The organism is Modestobacter italicus (assembly GCF_000306785.1).
Lineage (GTDB): Bacteria > Actinomycetota > Actinomycetes > Mycobacteriales > Geodermatophilaceae > Modestobacter > Modestobacter italicus.
Window position 1 is genome coordinate 5198003 of record NC_017955.1, and the last position, 15979, is coordinate 5213981.

Genomic DNA, 15979 nt, shown 5'->3' on the forward strand with positions numbered 1-15979 from the left:
TGCGGCCGGGGACGCCGCGGCGGCGCCGTCGGCGGCCGCACGGAGGTCCTCCCGGGCTCGACCGGCACGTCGGCCTCCTACCGCACCGCTGCCGGGGCCGCGGCGAGCTCGGCGTCCGGCACGCGGGCACCCCAGCCGGCCCGCCGGCGCCGAGCCGACACCACCCGGCAGACCAGGTAGATGGCGAAGCTGATCGTGGTCACGAACGGGCTGATCGGGATCGACCCGCCCAGCGCCAGCAGGATGCCGCCGACCGCCGAGACGACCGCGAAGACCGTGCTCAGCAACGGCGCGAGCACCGGGGACGCCGTCACCCGGAAGGCCGCGGCCGCGGGCGTGACCAGCAGCGAGAGCACCAGCAGCGCCCCCACCACCTGCACGGCCAGCGACACCGCGAGCCCGAGCAGCAGGGTGAACGCGACCGACAGCACCCCGGCCGGCAGGCCGCGGGCGGCGGCCACCTCGGGGTCGACGCTGACGAACATCAGCGGCCGCCAGACCACCGCGAGGCCGGCCAGCACCACGACCGACACCCCGACCAGCCAGCCCAGCCGCACCGTGTCGACCGCCACGATCTGGCCGGTGAGCAGGCCGAACTTGTTCGCCGCCCGGCCCTCGTAGAGGGACAGGAAGAGCACGCCCAGGCCGAGGCCGAAGGGCATCAGCACGCCGATCACCGAGTTGCGGTCCCGGGCGCGGACGCCGAGCCAACCGATCAGGGCCGCGGCCAGCACCGACCCGAGCACCGACCCCAGCGCCACGCTCCCGCCGAGCAGCAGCGCCGCGGCGGCGCCGGCGAAGGAGAGCTCGCTGATCCCGTGCACCGCGAACTGCATGTCCCGGACCTGCACGAACACCCCGACCAGGCCGCCCACCACGCCGAGCAGGGCCGCGGCGATGAGCGAGTTGTGCACCAGGCCGAGCAGCGCGCCGTAGTCGGAGAAGTCGAACAGCCGGTCCATCAGGCGGCACCTCCGGCAGGCTGCGCCTCCGGGGTGAGCTCGTGGTGGGTGCAGCCCCCGGGCTCGTCCGGCGTCCCGACGACGACCACGCGGCCGCGCACGTTCAGCACGTCGACCGGGGTGCGGTACAGCTCGCTGAGGGTCTCCGAGGTGAGCACCTCGGCGGGCGGGCCGATCCGGTGGCCGCCGGCGGCGATGTAGAGCACCCGGTCGACCAGGTCGAGCACCGGGTTGATCTCGTGGGTGACGAAGACGACGGCGGTGTCGTGCTCGTGGCGGCGCCGGTCGATCATGTCCGCGACCGCCCGCTGGTGCCGCAGGTCCAGCGAGAGCAGCGGCTCGTCGCAGAGCAGCAGCGACGGGTCGGTGGCCAGCGCCTGGGCGATCCGCACCCGCTGCTGCTCCCCGCCGGAGAGCAGCCCGAGCGGGGCGTCGGCGTAGCCGGTCGCGCCGACCGCCGCGAGGGCCTCGGTGACCCGCCGGCGCTCCTCCGCGGTCCGCCGGCGCAGGCCCCAGCGGTGGCCGTCGATGCCCAGGGCCACCAGGTCGCGGGCGCGCAGCGGGGTGGCGGCGTCCATCGACTTCTGCTGCGGCACGTAGCCGACCCGGTCGCTGCCCCGCCCCGGCGCCTGCCCGTCGATGAGCAGCTCACCGGTCGACAGCGGCTGCTGGCCGAGCACCGCCTTGAGCAGGGTCGACTTGCCGGCGCCGTTGGGCCCCAGCACCGCGAGGAACTCCCCGGGCTGCAGCTCCAGGTCCAGCCCGCTCAACAGCACCCGGTCGCCGAAGCGCACCCCGGCGTCGCGGAGGCTGAGCGCGGAGGTCGTCACCGCAGGGAGGGTCCCACGCCGGGGCGCCGTGCGCATGGGTCCTCCGGGGACGAGAGTGGGAATGGTTGTCATGAGCGTACCCGTTCCCCCGGACGGCTGACGACCTGGCCCTGCCGGGTTGCACGGAGCGTGGCCGGCGCCGCCCCCGCCGGCCGTTCACCCACCCGATGAGGTGGTCCTGCGCCGCGGCGGTCGGGCCGGCGGTCACGCAGGGCACGCTGGTGGCATGCACGAGACCCGCCGCGAGCACCCGATGGACGACCCGACCCCGCGCACCGAGCAGGCCGACGTGCCGGCGCCGGTGCTCCGGATGCTGGCCAACCCGCGCCGGACCCGCCGGGCCTGACCCACCCGTCCCGCAGCCCCCGAGCAGTGCTCCGCGGGACGTCACAGGGGCACCAGCAACACCCACCGTCCCGGCATTCGCCCTGCGTAACGGCCTGGCGCCGCGACCCGGCGTGCCGTGGACCGCTCCGTCACGGAGTGCTGCACCATCGGGCTCGTGACTGCCGCAGCCCTCCCCCTGCACTCGACCGTGGACGGCTCCGTGCCGGCCCGTCGCTCCCGCGCGGAACGGCAGGAGATCGTCCTGGACACCGCCGAGCGCCTCTTCGCGACGCGCAGCTCGCGCAGCGTGGGCATGGACGAGCTGGTCCGCGAGACCGGGCTGGGCAAGATGACCGTCTACCGGCTCTTCAAGAGCAAGGACGACCTGGTCGGCGCCTACCTCGCCCGCAAGGCGGCCACCGTCCTGGGGTTCATCGACGCCGACCTGCACCGCCTGCAGGGCGACCCGCGGGCGGCCCTGCTCTCCGTGGTGGACGCCGTCGAGAAGGACGTCACCCGCACCGGCTTCCGCGGCTGCCCGTTCACCAACGTCAGCAGCGAGTACGACGACCCGCAGCACCCGGCCCGCAGCGCCGCCGCCGACTACAAGTACGAGCTGCACATGCGGCTGCTGACCCTGGCCGGCCAGCTGGTGCCGGGCCACGGTGAGGACCTCGCCGCCCAGGTCCACCTGATCATCGACGGCATGTACCTCTCCGGCGGGCTCCTCGGGCCCGACGGCCCCGCCGCGCACGGCCGCCAGCTCGCCGAGAAGCTGATCGACGCCGCGATCGTCCCCGCCTGACCCTGCGGACCGGCGCCGTCCGCCCGAGGATGGTGCCGTGACCGATCGTTCCCGCCCCGACCTCGACGACGACACCGTCGCCGCGCTCGGCAAGCTGTCGGAGTCCCTGGAGACCGTCGAGCAGGCGCGTGGCCTGCTGTACGGCTTCCACCAGCTGACCGGCAAGGCCGACCTGCTGCTGCAGGAGGCCGTCGGGCAGTTCCGCGACGCCGGGCACGACGAGCTCGCCGACGACCTGGAGCGGGACCTCGTCGGCCGCAACGTCATCGCCGACCGGTGGACCTTCCAGGTCGTCGAGGACTTCGACGCGCACTACTGGACGACGTTCCGGGCCTTCGACGAGCGCGCCCGCACCACCCTCGCCGACGGCGACCAGCACGTGCTCGAGGCGCGGATGAAGCAGCGCGAGCGCACCGCCGGCCACCCCCGGCACGAGGCCGGGCCGGCGCTCGCCGACTGAGCTCGCTGGTTCCCGCCGTCGGTCGCAGACTCGGCGGATGACATCTCCGGAGGACCCCCAGCACGACCAGGACGTCGCCCCGCTGGGCGGCGCCGTCTCCGAGCCCGACCGGGACGACGACGGCGCTGACGGGATGGCCGGCCCGGTCTACCCGCCGCCGGAGACCGAGCCCGACGCGCACTGAGCACCCCACCGCGCCGCCGCGGCCGTTTCCCGGGTCCGCTGGCGGGCATGGCCGGGGGACGACGTCGGCCCGAGGAGGAGCAGCGATGACCGATCCCGGCGGCAGCGACCGCATCCAGCAGGACGTGCCCACCGCGTCCGGCACCGGCGACAACAGCAGCACCGGGGCCGACGGGTTCGACGACGTGCCCCTCACCGCCGAGGAGGCCATCGCCCGGGACGACGCCACCGACGACCAGCCGGCCCGGACCCCCACCCGGCCCGAGATCGCCGACGACCCGTCCTGAGCCACCCCCACCACAGGAGGACCCCATGACCGAGCCCACCGACAGCGGCTACCACGACTCCCCGGCCACCGCCGACCCCGACGGTGACCTGGTCGACGGGACCTCCGGCCACGACCGCGGCGACGGCGCCGAGAAGGACACCGTGCTGCTGACCGACGACGAGGCCCAGCGCGACGACTCGGTGACCCGCCCCGGCAACGTCTGACCACCCGCCCCGCGGCGCTCGTCGCGGGGCCGGGGCGGCCGCCCCGGGCACTAGGGTCCTGCCGGTGACCTGGCGGCGGGGCGTCTTCGCGCTGTTCGCCGTCGCTGCCGGCACGAACGTCCCCACGCCGCTGCTGCTGGTCTACCAGGAGCGGCTGGACCTCTCACCGCAGGTGCTCACCGCACTGTTCGGCAGCTACGCCGCCGGACTGGTGCCCGCGCTGTTCGTCGCCGGCCCGCTGTCGGACCGGCTGGGCCGCCGCCGCGTCGCCGTCCCCGGGATCCTGCTGTCGGCGGTCGCGTCGCTGGCCTTCGCCGCGGCCGGTGAGTCCCTCGGGCTGCTCTTCGGGGCGCGGTTCCTGCAGGGGGTGGTCAGCGGGGTGGTGTTCAGCGTGGCCAGCGCCTGGATCGGCGAGCTCTCCCTGGCCTCGGGGGACGGCGCCGGCGGGCGGCGGGCGGCGTTCGCGATGACCGCGGGCTTCTCGCTCGGGCCGCTGGTGAGCGGTGTGCTCGGCCAGTACGGCCCGGCTCCGACCGTCCTGCCCTACCTGGTGCACGCCGTGCTGGCCACCGCCGGGCTGGTCCTGGCCCTGCGGCTGCCGGAGACCGTCGACCTGCTCCCGGTGCCGGCGGCGGCCGGGCTCCCCGTCGCGGCACCGGTGCCGCTGGTCCGGCCCGGCGACGGGCTCACCGTGCTCACCGTGCTCGCGCCGGTCGCCGTCTGCGTCTACGCCTTCCCGTCCGCCGTCATCTCGGCGGTGCCGCTGCTGGTCGAGCTGCCCGCGGCCGGTGTCGCGGTCACCGGTGTGCTGGCCGGGGTGACCCTCGGCGCGGGCACCCTGGTCGCCGGGCTGCAGCGCCGGTTCGGCCGGTGGACCGCCGTCATCGGCGTCGCGCTGGGCACCGTCGGGTTCGCCGCCGCCACGGCGTTCACCGCGACCGCCGCGCTCCCCTGGCTCGTCGTCGCCGCGCCGGTGCTGGGCGCCGGGAGCGGGCTGTGCCTGGCCGCCGGCCTGACGCTCACCGCCCGGCTGGCGGCCCCGGCCCGGCTGGGCGCGCTGACCTCGCTGTTCCTGGCGTTCGCTTACGTCGGGTTCGCCGCGCCCTTCGTCATCGCCACGGTGGCCGAGGCGACCGGACCCACGCTGCCGTTGACGGTGGCGGCGGTGCTCTGCGGGCTCCTCGCCCTCCGCCTGCTCCCGGCGGTCCGACGGCACCAGCTGTAGCGCCCCCGGACGCACGACGGCGCCCCCTCCCGAGCGGGAGGGGGCGCCGCGCCGGCCCCCTCGCAGGGGCCCGCCGCGAGCGTGCGAGCGGTGGGGGGCGAGGGGGTCCTTGTTCAGCCGGCGATCGCGGCCGCGAACTCGCCCTCGAAGGCGTCCTGGACGACCGTGGCGCCGCCGGGCACGTCGGCCGGCTGGAGGATGAAGCTCTCCAGGCTCGGGGACTTGCCCGCCTCGAAGCCGCGGATCGGCACGACGACGTCGTTGGTGTCGACGTCCTCGAGGCCGTTGAAGGCGTCGAGCACGCCCTGCCGGGTCAGGTCACCGTTCTCGCAGGCGGAGTCGAGCACCTGCTTCATGATCTCGCTCATGCCGACGCCGACCAGCACACCCAGGCTGGGCGTGGCGTCGGGGTAGGCGGTCTGGTACTGGTCGAGCAGGTCCTGGTGCTGGTCGAAGGCCGACACCGGCGAGGCCACGTACAGGTCCTGCTTGATCTTGTTCGCGGAGGGACCTGCGAGCAGGCCAGGCGCGAAGACCGGGTTGCTGCCCAGGATCGGCACGTCGAGGCCCTGGGCCTCCATCGCCACGGCCGCCGACGCCAGCTGGGTCGGGGCCACGGTCAGCGCCACCAGGTTGACACCGGCCGCCTTGAACTGGGTGATCTGCGAGCTCATGTCCTGGTCGGTGGACTTGATCTGCGCCTCGACCACCTCCAGGCCGCGCTCCTGGGCCACCGCCTGGGTGCCGGCCAGGCCGTTGGCGCCGTACTCGCCCTCGAAGTAGATGTGGCCGACGGTGTCGCCCTCCTTGAGCAGCCCCTGCTTGAACATGTAGTCGTAGCCGTTGGCGATCTCGACCGCGTAGGTCGCGCCGACGACGCCGGTGCCGGGGATCTCGGTCAGGGTCTGCGCCCAGGCCGAGGGGAAGTTGACGATCTGGTCGGCCTCGTACTCGGGGGCCAGCGCGGTGTTGATCGGCGACCCGATCGTCTGCTGCATCGCCAGGATGCCGTCCTTCATGCCGCTGTAGAGCTGCACGCCCTGCTGCGGGACGTAGCCGGTGTCCTGGACGTCCAGCTCGACGTCGTAGGTGTCGCAGACCTGGTTGTCCTCCCAGAACATCGTGTTGGCGTTGGTGATGTCGTTGCCCAGCGCGGCGAACACGCCGGTCAGGTCGGTGAGCACGCCGAGGTTGATGGTGGTGCCCTCGACCCCCACGTCGGTGGTGACCTCGCCGGCGTCTCCGCCGGCCGCGGCGCCACCGCCGGAGTCCTGGGCCTTGTTGCTGCAGCCGGTGGCGGCCGTGGCCAGCACGGCCGCCAGGACGACGGCGCTGCCGGAACGCTTGCCGAGCTTCATGAGGTGCTCCCTGCGGGTCGGTCGGACGGGACGTCGGTGGTCTCGGGGCTGGAGGTGCGGGTCGCCCGGCCCCCGCCGGGGTCCCGGCCCCGGCGTCGGAACCGTTGGCCGAGGCCGGCCAGGCCGGCGGGCTGGAAGAGGATGACCAGGACGATCGCCGCGCCGTAGAGGAAGCGCGCCGCCTCACCGGCGGCCAGCCCGCCCTGCCCGACGCTGCTCACGAACGGCACCACGTCGGCGTAGCGCTGGAAGACCAGCGGCAGCGCGCTGACGAACACCGCGCCGATCGCCGCGCCGCCGACCGAGCCCAGCCCGCCGAGGACGATCATGGCCAGGTACTGGATGGACACCTCGAGGCCGAAGGACTCCGGCGCCACGCTGCCGATCGACAGCGCGTACATCACCCCGGACAGCCCGGCGTACATCGAGCTGACCAGGAACACCCGGCCCTTGTAGCGCTGCACGTTGACGCCCATGACCGAGGCGGCGACCTCGCTGTCCCGCAGGGTCTGCAGCGCCCGCCCGGGCCGGCTGCGCAGCAGGTTGCGGGCGAAGACGTAGGCGGCCAGGGCGAGGACCAGCCCCAGGTACCAGAGCCGCTCGGCCTCGCGGAACTCGACGCCGGCGATGAACAGCAGCGGATCGCGGTTGGCGAAGGTGAAGCCGAAGAGCTCGAAGTCCGGCGCCGACCGGCCGTTGAAGCCGCCGGTCACCGACGTCCACGAGTTGAGCACGTGCTGGCCGATGAAGACCAGGCTGAGCGAGGCGACGCCGAGGTAGATGCCGCGCAGCCGGGCCGCGATCGGGCTGAAGAGCAGCCCGGCCAGGCCGGCCAGCAGCACCCCCACCACCATCCCGACCAGCGGCGGGAGCCCCAGCCCGCTGAGCTGGGCGACGCCGATGCCGCCGGACTCCCCGGAGACGAACACGTAGCTGATCGCGCCCACCGCGAGGAAGAAGGCGTGCGCCAGCGACAGCTGACCGGTGGTGCCGACCAGCAGGTTCAGCCCGATCGCGCCGACGATCGCGCCGAAGACGGCGAACCCGGTGCGGAGCCAGAACTCCTCGACGAAGTACGGGGCGATCAGCAGCAGCACCACGACGGCGGCGAACAGCACCGGCCTGAGCGGCGACCGGCGCGGTGCGGCGGCCGCGCGGCCGGCCGCCGCCGGCGTGCTGGCCCGGGTGGCCCCCTGCGCGGCGGGGGCGGTCGTCTCAGACACGGGTCAGCTCCTTCGTGCCGAACAGCCCCGACGGGCGGACGAGCAGGACGGCGATCATCACCACGTACGGGACGACGTCGCCGAAGCCGCGACCCAGGAACAGCAGCTGGTCCTGGTAGCCGGCGGCGAAGGACTCCGCCAGCCCGATCAGCAGGCCGCCCACCAGCGCGCCGCCGGTGGAGTCCAGCCCGCCGAGGATCGCGGCGGGGAAGGCCCGCAGCGCCACCGTGTACGCGGCCGCGCTGACCCCCGGCGTCGGTGCGCCGACGAGGAACAGCGCCGCGACCGCGGCCAGGGCGCCGGCGACGATCCAGGCCAGCGCGGAGACCCGGCCCAGCCGGATGCCCATCAGCGCCGCCGTCTCGCCGTCCTCGGCCGAGGCGCGCATCGCCACGCCCCAGCTGGAGTACTTGAAGGCCGCGAAGAAGGCGACGATCAGCACACCGGCGACCACGGTGGCGATCAGCCGGTTCTGGCTGATCCCGACCTCGCCGATCCGCACCGACTCGCTGCCCCACGGGTGCGGGACGTTGAGGATGTCCGAGCCGATCCGCCGGATCAGCTCGGTCAGCAGGATGATGTCGACGCCGATGGTGACGATGGCCAGGCTGATCACCGGCGCCCCGCGCAGCCGGTTGATCACCAGCCGTTCGATCAGGAACGCCGCCAGCGCGGTGATGGCGATGCCGATGAGCACCGCCGGCAGGAAGCCCAGCGGCTCGGACAACCGGGCGATCGAGTAGGCGCCGAGCAGCAGCAGCGAGCCCTGGGTGAAGCTGACCACCTCGCTCGCCTTGAAGATGATCACGAAGCCCAGGGCGATGAGGGCGTACATGGCACCCAACGAGATGCCGTTGAGCAGCAGCGACAGGAACTGGGTCACGAGCGCGTCCCGGTGGTCTCAGAGGAGGGGCCGTCGGCACCGGCGGCGTCCGACGGGCTGGAGTCGTCACCGGAGCCGAGGTAGGCGCGGATGACCTCGGGGTCGGCCTGCACCTCGGCCGGCGTGCCGTCGGCGATCCGCCGGCCGAAGTCCAGGACGGTGACCCGGTCGGCGAGGGACATGACCATCCCCATGTCGTGCTCGACGAGGACCACCGAGATGCCCAGCGCGGAGCGGATCTCCCGGATCGCCTGGGCCATCCGGGTCGTCTCCTCGGCGTTCATCCCGGCCACCGGCTCGTCCAGCAGCAGCAGCCGCGGCTCGGTGCACAGCGCCCGGGCCACCTCGACCCGCTTCTGGTCGCCGTAGGAGAGCACCCCCACAGGGGTGTGCAGCTTGTCCCCGAGCTCGAGGAACTCGGCGATCTCGGCAACCCGCTCGCCGTGCCGCTTGCCCTCCCGGGTGGCCCGCGGCAGCCGCAGCCCGGCCGCGAGGAACCCGGCCTTGGTGAGGTGGTGCCGGCCCAGCATCAGGTTCTCGGCCACCGACTGGGTGGCCGACAGCGCGATGTTCTGGAAGGCCCGGGCGACGCCGATGCCGGCGATCTCGAACGGGCGCATCCGGTCCAGCCGGTGCTCACCGAAGCGCACCTGCCCCTCGGCGGCCTCGTAGACCCCGGACAGCACGTTGAACATCGTCGACTTGCCGGCGCCGTTGGGGCCGATGATGGCGTGGATGGCGCCGGGGGCCACGGTGAAGGAGACCTCCGACAACGCCTTGATGGCCCCGAAGCGGACGCTGACGGAGTCCACCTCGACCGCCGGGATGTCGCTGCGGGTCTCCCGACCGGCCTCGACCGGGGCGCTCACGCCGTCCACCGGGACAGCGTCTTGCGGGTCCCCGGGGCAGCCGCGGCCGCGGCCGGCGCCGGTTCGTCGCTGTCGTGCCCGAGGTAGAGCCGCTGCACCTCGTCGGTGCGGGCCAGCTCCGCGGCCGAGCCGGACAGCGAGACCTCGCCGACGTCCAGCACGTAGGCCAGGTCGGCGACGCCGAGGGCCATCGTGGCGTTCTGCTCGACCAGCAGCACCGAGGTGCCCTGCCGGTTGATCTCGGCGATGACCTCGCCGATCTGCCCGATGATGCGCGGCGCGAGACCCAGCGAGGGCTCGTCGAGGAGCAGCAGCTTCGGGCTGGCCATCAGCGCGCGGCCGATGGCCAGCATCTGCTGCTCACCGCCGGAGAGGAGGGCGCCGCGCTGGGTGCTGCGCTCCTTGAGCACCGGGAACATCTCGTAGACGCGGTCGCGGGCCCTGGCCTTGGCGGCCTTGTCCTTGCTGCCCATGCCCCCGGCCCGCAGGTTCTCCTCGACGCTCAGCCGGCCGAAGATGCGGCGCCCCTCGGGCACCTGCACCAGGCCCATCCGCACCGTCTGCGCCGGGTCGCGGCTGCCGAGGTCGGTGTCACCGAAGCGGACCGACCCGGAGTCGATCCGGCCGCGGTGCAGCCGCAGCGTGCCGGAGATGGTGCGCAGCAGGGTGCTCTTGCCGGCACCGTTGCTGCCCAGGACGGCGACGACCTTGCCGTCGGGGATCTCCAGGGACACCCCGCGGAGGGCCTGCACGGCACCGCCGTAGGTCACGTGCAGCGCGTCGACGCTCAGCACGGGCAGCTCCTCTCGGGACAGGACGTCCGCCGGGGGTCACGGACGGTGGGGGCAGCGCTCACCAGAGCCGCCGAGGCGTGCGCAGTCAACGTCATGAGGTGACGCACGTCACGGCCTGTGCCACGACTGAGACAGGACCGTGACCGCAGCACCCCGTGCGGGGACCACACGCGCAGGCCGGCTTCGACGGGGGCGGAGCAGGTGCTGCTCCGGGCTGCGGAGCTGCGGTCATGTGGTCTCCTCAGCGAGGCGGCGGCGGACGGGCGCTGCAGACGCTAGGGGCGGGCTGAGCGGGCCACCATGTGCTGGCGTACGGGGATTGTGAGCGGCGTCATGTGGCCCGGACACATGAAGAGCCACGCTCTGCGGCCGACGACACCCGGTCGAGTGCATGTGAGACCCGCCCACGGCCACCCGTCGTGCTGTGTGCGGGCCGCCCATGGGCGCACGGTCGCGAGCGTCCTAACCTCCCGCCATGGCCTCCTCCGAGCCCCTGTCCGGGCGACGCGCGATGGTGACCGGCGGTGCGTCCGGGATCGGGCGGGCCTGCGCGGTCCGGCTGGCCGCCGCGGGTGCGGCGGTCGTCGTCCTCGACCGGGACGCGGCGGCCGCGCAGGCGGTCGCCGACCAGGTGGGCGGCACCGCCGTCACGGTCGACCTGACCGACCTGGACGCGATCGACCGGCTGGACCTCGACGTCGACGTGCTGGTCAACAACGCGGGGCTGCAGCACGTCGCACCGCTGCACGAGTTCCCGGTCGACCGGTTCAGCGCCATGCTGCGGCTGATGCTGGAGGCCCCGTTCCGGCTGGTCCGGGGCGTGCTGCCGGGGATGTACGAGCGCGGCTGGGGCCGGGTGGTCAACGTGAGCTCGGTGCACGGCCTGCGCGCGTCGCCCTACAAGGTCGCCTACGTCACCGCCAAGCACGGCCTGGAGGGCCTGTCCAAGGTCGTCGCGCTGGAGGGCGCGGAGCACGGCGTCACGTCCAACTGCGTCAACCCCGCCTACGTCCGGACGCCGCTGGTGGAGGGCCAGATCGCCGACCAGGCGCGCGCCCACGGGCTGACCGAGGACGAGGTCGTCGAGCAGGTGATGCTGGCGCCGGCCGCGCTCAAGCGGCTGATCGAGCCCGAGGAGGTCGCCGACGCCGTCGCGTGGCTGTGCTCCCCGGCCGCGACCTCGGTGACCGGCAGCTCGCTGGTGATGGACGGCGGGTGGACCGCCCACTGACCGTCCGACCGGCGAGGATGCCGGTCGTGACGACGTCGTCGGAGTCCCCGCCGGGCCCTGCCCGCCCGCCCGCCGCCGGACCGGGCGGCACGACCGAGTTCCTGGAGCTGCTCCTCGGCGACGCGGCGGCGATCGAGTACGAGCGGCCGCTGGTCCAGGCGCGGGCGGCCGGGGCGGACCCCGCGGAGATCGCCGAGCTCGAGCGGGCCAAGGTGCTGGCCCTGCAGGTCCGGGAGGCCTTCCAGGCCCGCCGGCGCCGCGAGTCGGAGCTGTCGGCGCTGTTCGACACCGCCAGCGACCTCGCCCGGCTGCGCAGCGTCGACTCGGTGCTCACCGCGATCGTGCGGCGCGCCCGGCAGCTGCTGGGCTCCGACACCGCCTACCTGACGCTCAACGACGACGCCCGCGGGGACACCTACATGCGGGTGACCGACGGCACGGTGTCGGCCTGGTTCCAGTCGCTGCGGCTGCCGATGGGCGCCGGCCTCGGCGGGCTGGTCGCGCAGACCGCCGCCCCGTACGCGACCGACAGCTACTTCACCGACACCCGCTTCCGGCACACCGAGGACATCAACGGCGGCGTCCGCGAGGAGGGGCTGGTGGCGATCCTCGGGGTGCCGCTGCTGCGCGGGTCCCAGGTGATCGGCGTCCTGTACGCCGCCGACCGCACCGGGCGGACGTTCGAGCGCTCGGAGGTCGCGCTGCTGGGGTCGCTGGCGGCCCACGCGGCCATCGCGCTGGACAACGCCCGGCTGCTGGAGGAGACCCGGGCGGCCCTCGAGGAGCTGTCCGCCACCAGCCGGGAGCTGCGCGCGCACAGCGCCTCGGTCGAGCGGGCCGCCGGCGCCCACGACCGGTTCATCGACCTGGTGCTGCGCGGCGGCGGCGTCGAGGACGTCGCAGTCGCGGTGACCGAGGTGCTCGGCGGCCGGCTGACGGTGCTGGACCAGGACGGCCGGCCGACGCCCAGCGGGGGCGATGCCGGCCCACCCGACCCGGCCGGCGCGCTCGGGCTGGCCCGGACCACCGGCCGCACCGTCCGGGACGGCGACTGGTGGACCGCCGCGGTCACCGTCAACGACGAGCTGATCGGCGGGCTGGTGCTGGGCCGCGAGGAGGAGCTGTCGGACTCCGACCAGCGCATCCTCGAGCGCGCCGCGCTGGTCACCGCCCTGCTGCTGCTCATCCGCCGCTCGGCCGGCGAGGCCGAGCACCGGGTCCGCGGCGAGCTGCTCGGCGAGCTGCTGAGCACGCCCGACCGCGACCCGGACGGGCTGCGGGAGCGCGCCCGGCGGCTCGGCGCCGACCTCGACCGGCCGCACGCGGTGGTGGTCGCGCAGGTCGGCGAGGTCGGTGAGGGGACGAGCAACGAGGTCGGCACCCGGGCCGCGGCGGCCGCCGGGCACCTGGCCGCCGTCCGGGGCGGGCTGGCCGGCGTGCACGAGGGCCGGCTGGTGGTGTGCCTGCCCGACGTCGCCCCGGGCGTGGCGGCGGAGGCCGTGCGGGCGGAGCTGCGGTCCTCGGCGGGCGCGGTGACCGCCGGGGGCGCCGGCCCGGCCACCGGCCCGGAGGCGCTGGCCGCGGCGGCCGCCGAGGCCGCCCGGTGCCTGGGCACGCTGGTGGCGCTGGGCCGCACCGGCCAGTCCGCCAGCGCCGAGGAGCTCGGCTTCTTCGGCCTGCTGGTCGGCGAGCGGCGGGACGTCGGCGCGTTCGTCCGGGCCACCCTGGCCCCGGTGCTCGACTACGACGCCAAGCGCGGCACCGACCTGCTCGCCACGCTGCGCGCCTGGTTCGACGCGGGCGGCAGCCCGGCCCGGGCGGCCGAGCAGCTCCGGGTGCACGTCAACACGGTCACCCAGCGGCTGGACCGGGTGGCCCGGCTGCTCGGCCGCGACTGGTCGACCCCGGACCGTGCCCTGGAGGTGCAGCTCGCGCTGCGCCTGCACCGCCTCTCCGACGGCGCCGGCTGAGGTCCTAGCCTGGGCGGGTGCGCCTCCTCGACCCCCCGGTGCTGACCGAGGCTGAGTGGACGGCGCGCCAGGCGGCCCACGAGCGCCGGGTCGACGCGTGGGTGGAGCCGCACCAGCAGCGCCGCCGCGCCGGCCAGGCGCACCCGGTGTGGGACTTCCTGTTCACCTACTACTCCCAGACCCCCGGCCGGCTGCGCCGCTGGCACCCCGGGCTGGGCGTGGTGCTCACCGGCCCCGCCGCCGAGGCCCGGCTGGACTGGCCGTTCCACACCCGGGTCGGCCCGGGTGTGGCCGTCGACGTCGAGGCGTTCCTGGCCCGGCGCAGCACCGCGGTCGGCTGGGTGCACGGCCTGCTGTCGGCGACGGCCGGCCGGAGCGCCCAGTTCGGCTGCTTCGGGCTGCACGAGTGGGCGATGCTCTACCGGCCGGGAGCCGGCGAGGTGCGGCACGAGCAGCTGCCGTTGCGGCTCGGCCAGGCCGGCACCGACGCGGTGGTGGACAGCCACCGGGTGCAGTGCAGCCACGTCGACGCGTTCCGGTTCTTCACCCGCGCCGGCGTCCCGCGGAACACCCTCACGCCCACCCGGGAGACCCAGCAGCAGCTGGAGCAGCCCGGCTGCCTGCACGCCACGATGGACCTCTACAAGTGGGCCTACAAGCTCAGCCCCGCCGTCCCCGGCGAGCTGCTCGCCGACTGCTTCGAGCTCGCGGCCGACGTCCGGGAGCTGGACATGCGCGCCTCGCCCTACGACCTCAGCGCGCTGGGCTGGGCGCCCGTCGCGATCGAGACGCCGGAGGGCAAGGCGGAGTACGTGGCCGCCCAGCGCCGGTTCGCCGCCCGCGGCACCGTGCTGCGGGCGCGCCTGCTGGAGGTCTGCCGGGCGCTGCTCGACGACCGACCCCCGGGGGCCGTGCTCAGCTGAGGACGGCGGGCGGCAGGTCGTCGACCGCCGTCCCGCGACCCTTGCCGCACCGCCGGCAGACCTTCGGGGCGGGACCCCGCAGCTGCTCGTCGGCGGGGTGCGCGGACACGTAGGCGTGGCGCCCGAGTCGGCACCACAGGGGCTTGCCGGACATGCGACCAGTGTGCGACCGGGCACCTGCGCGGTCCAGGGATCCCGGCGCCGGTCGCGACCTGCCCGCCGACAGCGGACGTCGTACGGTCGAGGGCGTGACCTCCACCCGCACCGACCGCTGGCTGCACCTGGACGGGACGACGAACACCCGCGACCTGGGCGGCCTGCCCACGGTCGACGGCGGCGAGACCGTGTTCGGCCGCGTCCTGCGCAGCGACAACCTGCAGACCCTCAGCGAAGCCGACGTCGCGACCCTGGTCGACGAGGTCGGGCTGACCGAGGTCATCGACCTGCGGACGACCGCAGAGGTGCTCATGGAGGGCCGCAGCCCGCTGCGGGACGTCGACTCGGTGACCCACCGGCACTTCACCCTGCTGCCCGAGCGGGGCCGGCGCACCGACGTCTTCGCCGCCGAGGAGGACGACGAGGAGCTGCTCGCGGAGCTGCCCGCCGACTGGGTGGAGTCGCTGCTGCCCCGCCAGGTGGCCGCCGGGGACGAGGGCGAGCCGCCGGCGGTCCGCTCCTACCTGGGCTACCTGACCGACGGGACGGACAACGTGCTGGCCGCGCTCCGCACGCTGGCGGCCGGCGGCCCGGGGGCCGCGGTGGTGCACTGCGCCGCGGGCAAGGACCGGACCGGCGTCGTCTGCGCGCTGGCGCTGGCGGTGGCCGGCGTCGAGCCCGAGGCGATCATCGCCGACTACGCGCAGACCGCCGAGGTCATCGACGCGCTCGTCGCCAAGCTGCGGACGCACCCGACCTACGCCGAGGACATGACCCGCCGGGACGTCGCCAGCCACACCCCGCAGGCCGGGTCGATGCGCCGGGTGCTCGAGCTGCTGGACGAGCGCTGGGGCGGGCCCATCGGCTGGCTCGAGCAGCACGGCTTCGACGCCGACGAGCGGGCCGCCCTCCGCGCCCGCCTCCGCGACTGAGCAGGCCGCGTCCCCACCAGGCACAGGAAGCTCTGCACCCGGTCTGAGCCGCGTAACCGGGTGCAGAGCTTCCTTCACCTGGACCGGACAGGCCCCCGGACACAGCAGACCCCGGCTCTCCCACCAGGGAGACCGGGGTCGTGTGTGTTCCTGCGCTCAGCCCCCTGAGGGACCTGCGTCAGCGCAGGACGTTGGTGAACTGGCTGCTGTTGGCCAGGGTCAGCAGCTCGTCGCGCATCGCGGGGCTGCTGGTGCGGGCGACGGCGGCCGCGAGGGCGCGCCGCGTACGCGACGCCTGCCGACGCTGACGCCAGCTGGAGGTCACGCTGCTCATGTCACTGCCTTCTTCCGGTGGG

19 protein-coding genes are annotated in these 15979 nt (G+C 74.6%); 10 read left to right on the plus strand and 9 right to left on the minus strand.

All coding sequences use genetic code 11. The features are described from left to right. Positions 1-77: 77 nt before the first annotated feature. Together MODMU_RS24710 and MODMU_RS24715 are read right to left on the minus strand one after the other, a co-directional pair. A complete protein-coding gene (locus MODMU_RS24710; RefSeq protein ID WP_014743142.1) occupies positions 78-962 on the minus strand; it encodes a metal ABC transporter permease in 885 nt (294 codons plus the stop codon). Further along, positions 962-1792 (minus strand): metal ABC transporter ATP-binding protein, encoded by an 831-nt coding sequence (locus tag MODMU_RS24715; RefSeq protein WP_014743143.1) that lies wholly within the window; start codon positions 1790-1792, stop codon positions 962-964. Before MODMU_RS24715 ends, MODMU_RS24710 begins: the two co-directional genes overlap by 1 nt. Before the next feature lie 502 nt (positions 1793-2294). Here MODMU_RS24715 and MODMU_RS24720 point away from each other — a divergent pair. The 6 genes from MODMU_RS24720 (at position 2295) to MODMU_RS24740 (ending at position 5284) form a co-directional block, all read left to right on the plus strand. Next, positions 2295-2924 (plus strand): TetR/AcrR family transcriptional regulator, encoded by a 630-nt coding sequence (locus tag MODMU_RS24720; RefSeq protein WP_166503603.1) that lies wholly within the window; start codon positions 2295-2297, stop codon positions 2922-2924. Between the two features lie 37 nt (positions 2925-2961). After that, positions 2962-3384, plus strand: coding sequence for a hypothetical protein (locus MODMU_RS24725; RefSeq protein ID WP_014743146.1), 423 nt, complete (start codon positions 2962-2964; stop codon positions 3382-3384). A 37-nt stretch (positions 3385-3421) separates the two neighbouring features. After that, positions 3422-3568, plus strand: coding sequence for a hypothetical protein (locus tag MODMU_RS28815; RefSeq protein WP_014743147.1), 147 nt, complete (start codon positions 3422-3424; stop codon positions 3566-3568). 85 nt (positions 3569-3653) lie between these two features. After that, a complete protein-coding gene (locus MODMU_RS24730) occupies positions 3654-3854 on the plus strand; it encodes a hypothetical protein (protein WP_014743148.1) in 201 nt (66 codons plus the stop codon). Between the two features lie 25 nt (positions 3855-3879). After that, entirely contained in the window at positions 3880-4059 is a 180-nt protein-coding gene (locus MODMU_RS24735; protein ID WP_014743149.1) for a hypothetical protein, read from the plus strand. Positions 4060-4123: 64 nt separating this feature from the next. Then, the gene (locus MODMU_RS24740; protein WP_014743150.1) at positions 4124-5284 is read left to right on the plus strand and encodes an MFS transporter; all 1161 of its coding nucleotides are present in this window, start codon (positions 4124-4126) and stop codon (positions 5282-5284) included. A gap of 113 nt (positions 5285-5397) precedes the next feature. Here the strand turns inward: MODMU_RS24740 and MODMU_RS24745 are convergent, their stop codons facing one another. The 5 genes from MODMU_RS24745 to MODMU_RS24765 are packed head-to-tail and all read right to left on the minus strand — an operon-like array spanning position 5398 to position 10411. Further along, the gene (locus MODMU_RS24745; protein WP_014743151.1) at positions 5398-6642 is read right to left on the minus strand and encodes an ABC transporter substrate-binding protein; all 1245 of its coding nucleotides are present in this window, start codon (positions 6640-6642) and stop codon (positions 5398-5400) included. After that, entirely contained in the window at positions 6639-7865 is a 1227-nt protein-coding gene (locus MODMU_RS24750) for a branched-chain amino acid ABC transporter permease (RefSeq protein ID WP_014743152.1), read from the minus strand. Before MODMU_RS24750 ends, MODMU_RS24745 begins: the two co-directional genes overlap by 4 nt. Then, positions 7858-8748, minus strand: coding sequence for a branched-chain amino acid ABC transporter permease (locus MODMU_RS24755; RefSeq protein ID WP_014743153.1), 891 nt, complete (start codon positions 8746-8748; stop codon positions 7858-7860). The genes MODMU_RS24750 and MODMU_RS24755 overlap by 8 nt, the downstream gene beginning before the upstream one ends. Then, a complete protein-coding gene (locus tag MODMU_RS24760; protein WP_231851719.1) occupies positions 8745-9626 on the minus strand; it encodes an ABC transporter ATP-binding protein in 882 nt (293 codons plus the stop codon). Before MODMU_RS24760 ends, MODMU_RS24755 begins: the two co-directional genes overlap by 4 nt. Further along, positions 9614-10411, minus strand: a complete 798-nt coding sequence (locus tag MODMU_RS24765) for an ABC transporter ATP-binding protein (protein ID WP_014743155.1) — start codon at positions 10409-10411, stop codon at positions 9614-9616. The genes MODMU_RS24760 and MODMU_RS24765 overlap by 13 nt, the downstream gene beginning before the upstream one ends. Positions 10412-10886: 475 nt before the next feature. Here MODMU_RS24765 and MODMU_RS24770 point away from each other — a divergent pair, with 475 nt between their 5' ends. From MODMU_RS24770 to MODMU_RS24780, 3 genes are read left to right on the plus strand one after another with little or no spacing between them, the layout of a single operon-like run. Further along, entirely contained in the window at positions 10887-11642 is a 756-nt protein-coding gene (locus tag MODMU_RS24770) for a 3-hydroxybutyrate dehydrogenase (protein WP_014743156.1), read from the plus strand. Between the two features lie 17 nt (positions 11643-11659). Further along, on the plus strand, positions 11660-13612 hold the full coding sequence (locus tag MODMU_RS24775) for a helix-turn-helix domain-containing protein (RefSeq protein ID WP_014743157.1): 1953 nt from the start codon (positions 11660-11662) through the stop codon (positions 13610-13612). Between the two features lie 17 nt (positions 13613-13629). After that, positions 13630-14535 (plus strand): hypothetical protein, encoded by a 906-nt coding sequence (locus tag MODMU_RS24780; protein ID WP_014743158.1) that lies wholly within the window; start codon positions 13630-13632, stop codon positions 14533-14535. Here the strand turns inward: MODMU_RS24780 and MODMU_RS28820 are convergent. Further along, positions 14528-14689, minus strand: coding sequence for a hypothetical protein (locus MODMU_RS28820; RefSeq protein WP_166503604.1), 162 nt, complete (start codon positions 14687-14689; stop codon positions 14528-14530). The two genes, MODMU_RS24780 and MODMU_RS28820, sit on opposite strands and share 8 nt — an antisense overlap. A gap of 94 nt (positions 14690-14783) precedes the next feature. Here MODMU_RS28820 and MODMU_RS24785 point away from each other — a divergent pair, with 94 nt between their 5' ends. Then, entirely contained in the window at positions 14784-15623 is an 840-nt protein-coding gene (locus tag MODMU_RS24785) for a tyrosine-protein phosphatase (protein ID WP_014743159.1), read from the plus strand. A 178-nt stretch (positions 15624-15801) separates the two neighbouring features. Here MODMU_RS24785 and MODMU_RS28825 read toward each other — a convergent pair whose 3' ends face one another. Then, a complete protein-coding gene (locus MODMU_RS28825; RefSeq protein WP_166503605.1) occupies positions 15802-15957 on the minus strand; it encodes a hypothetical protein in 156 nt (51 codons plus the stop codon). Positions 15958-15979: the final 22 nt, after the last annotated feature.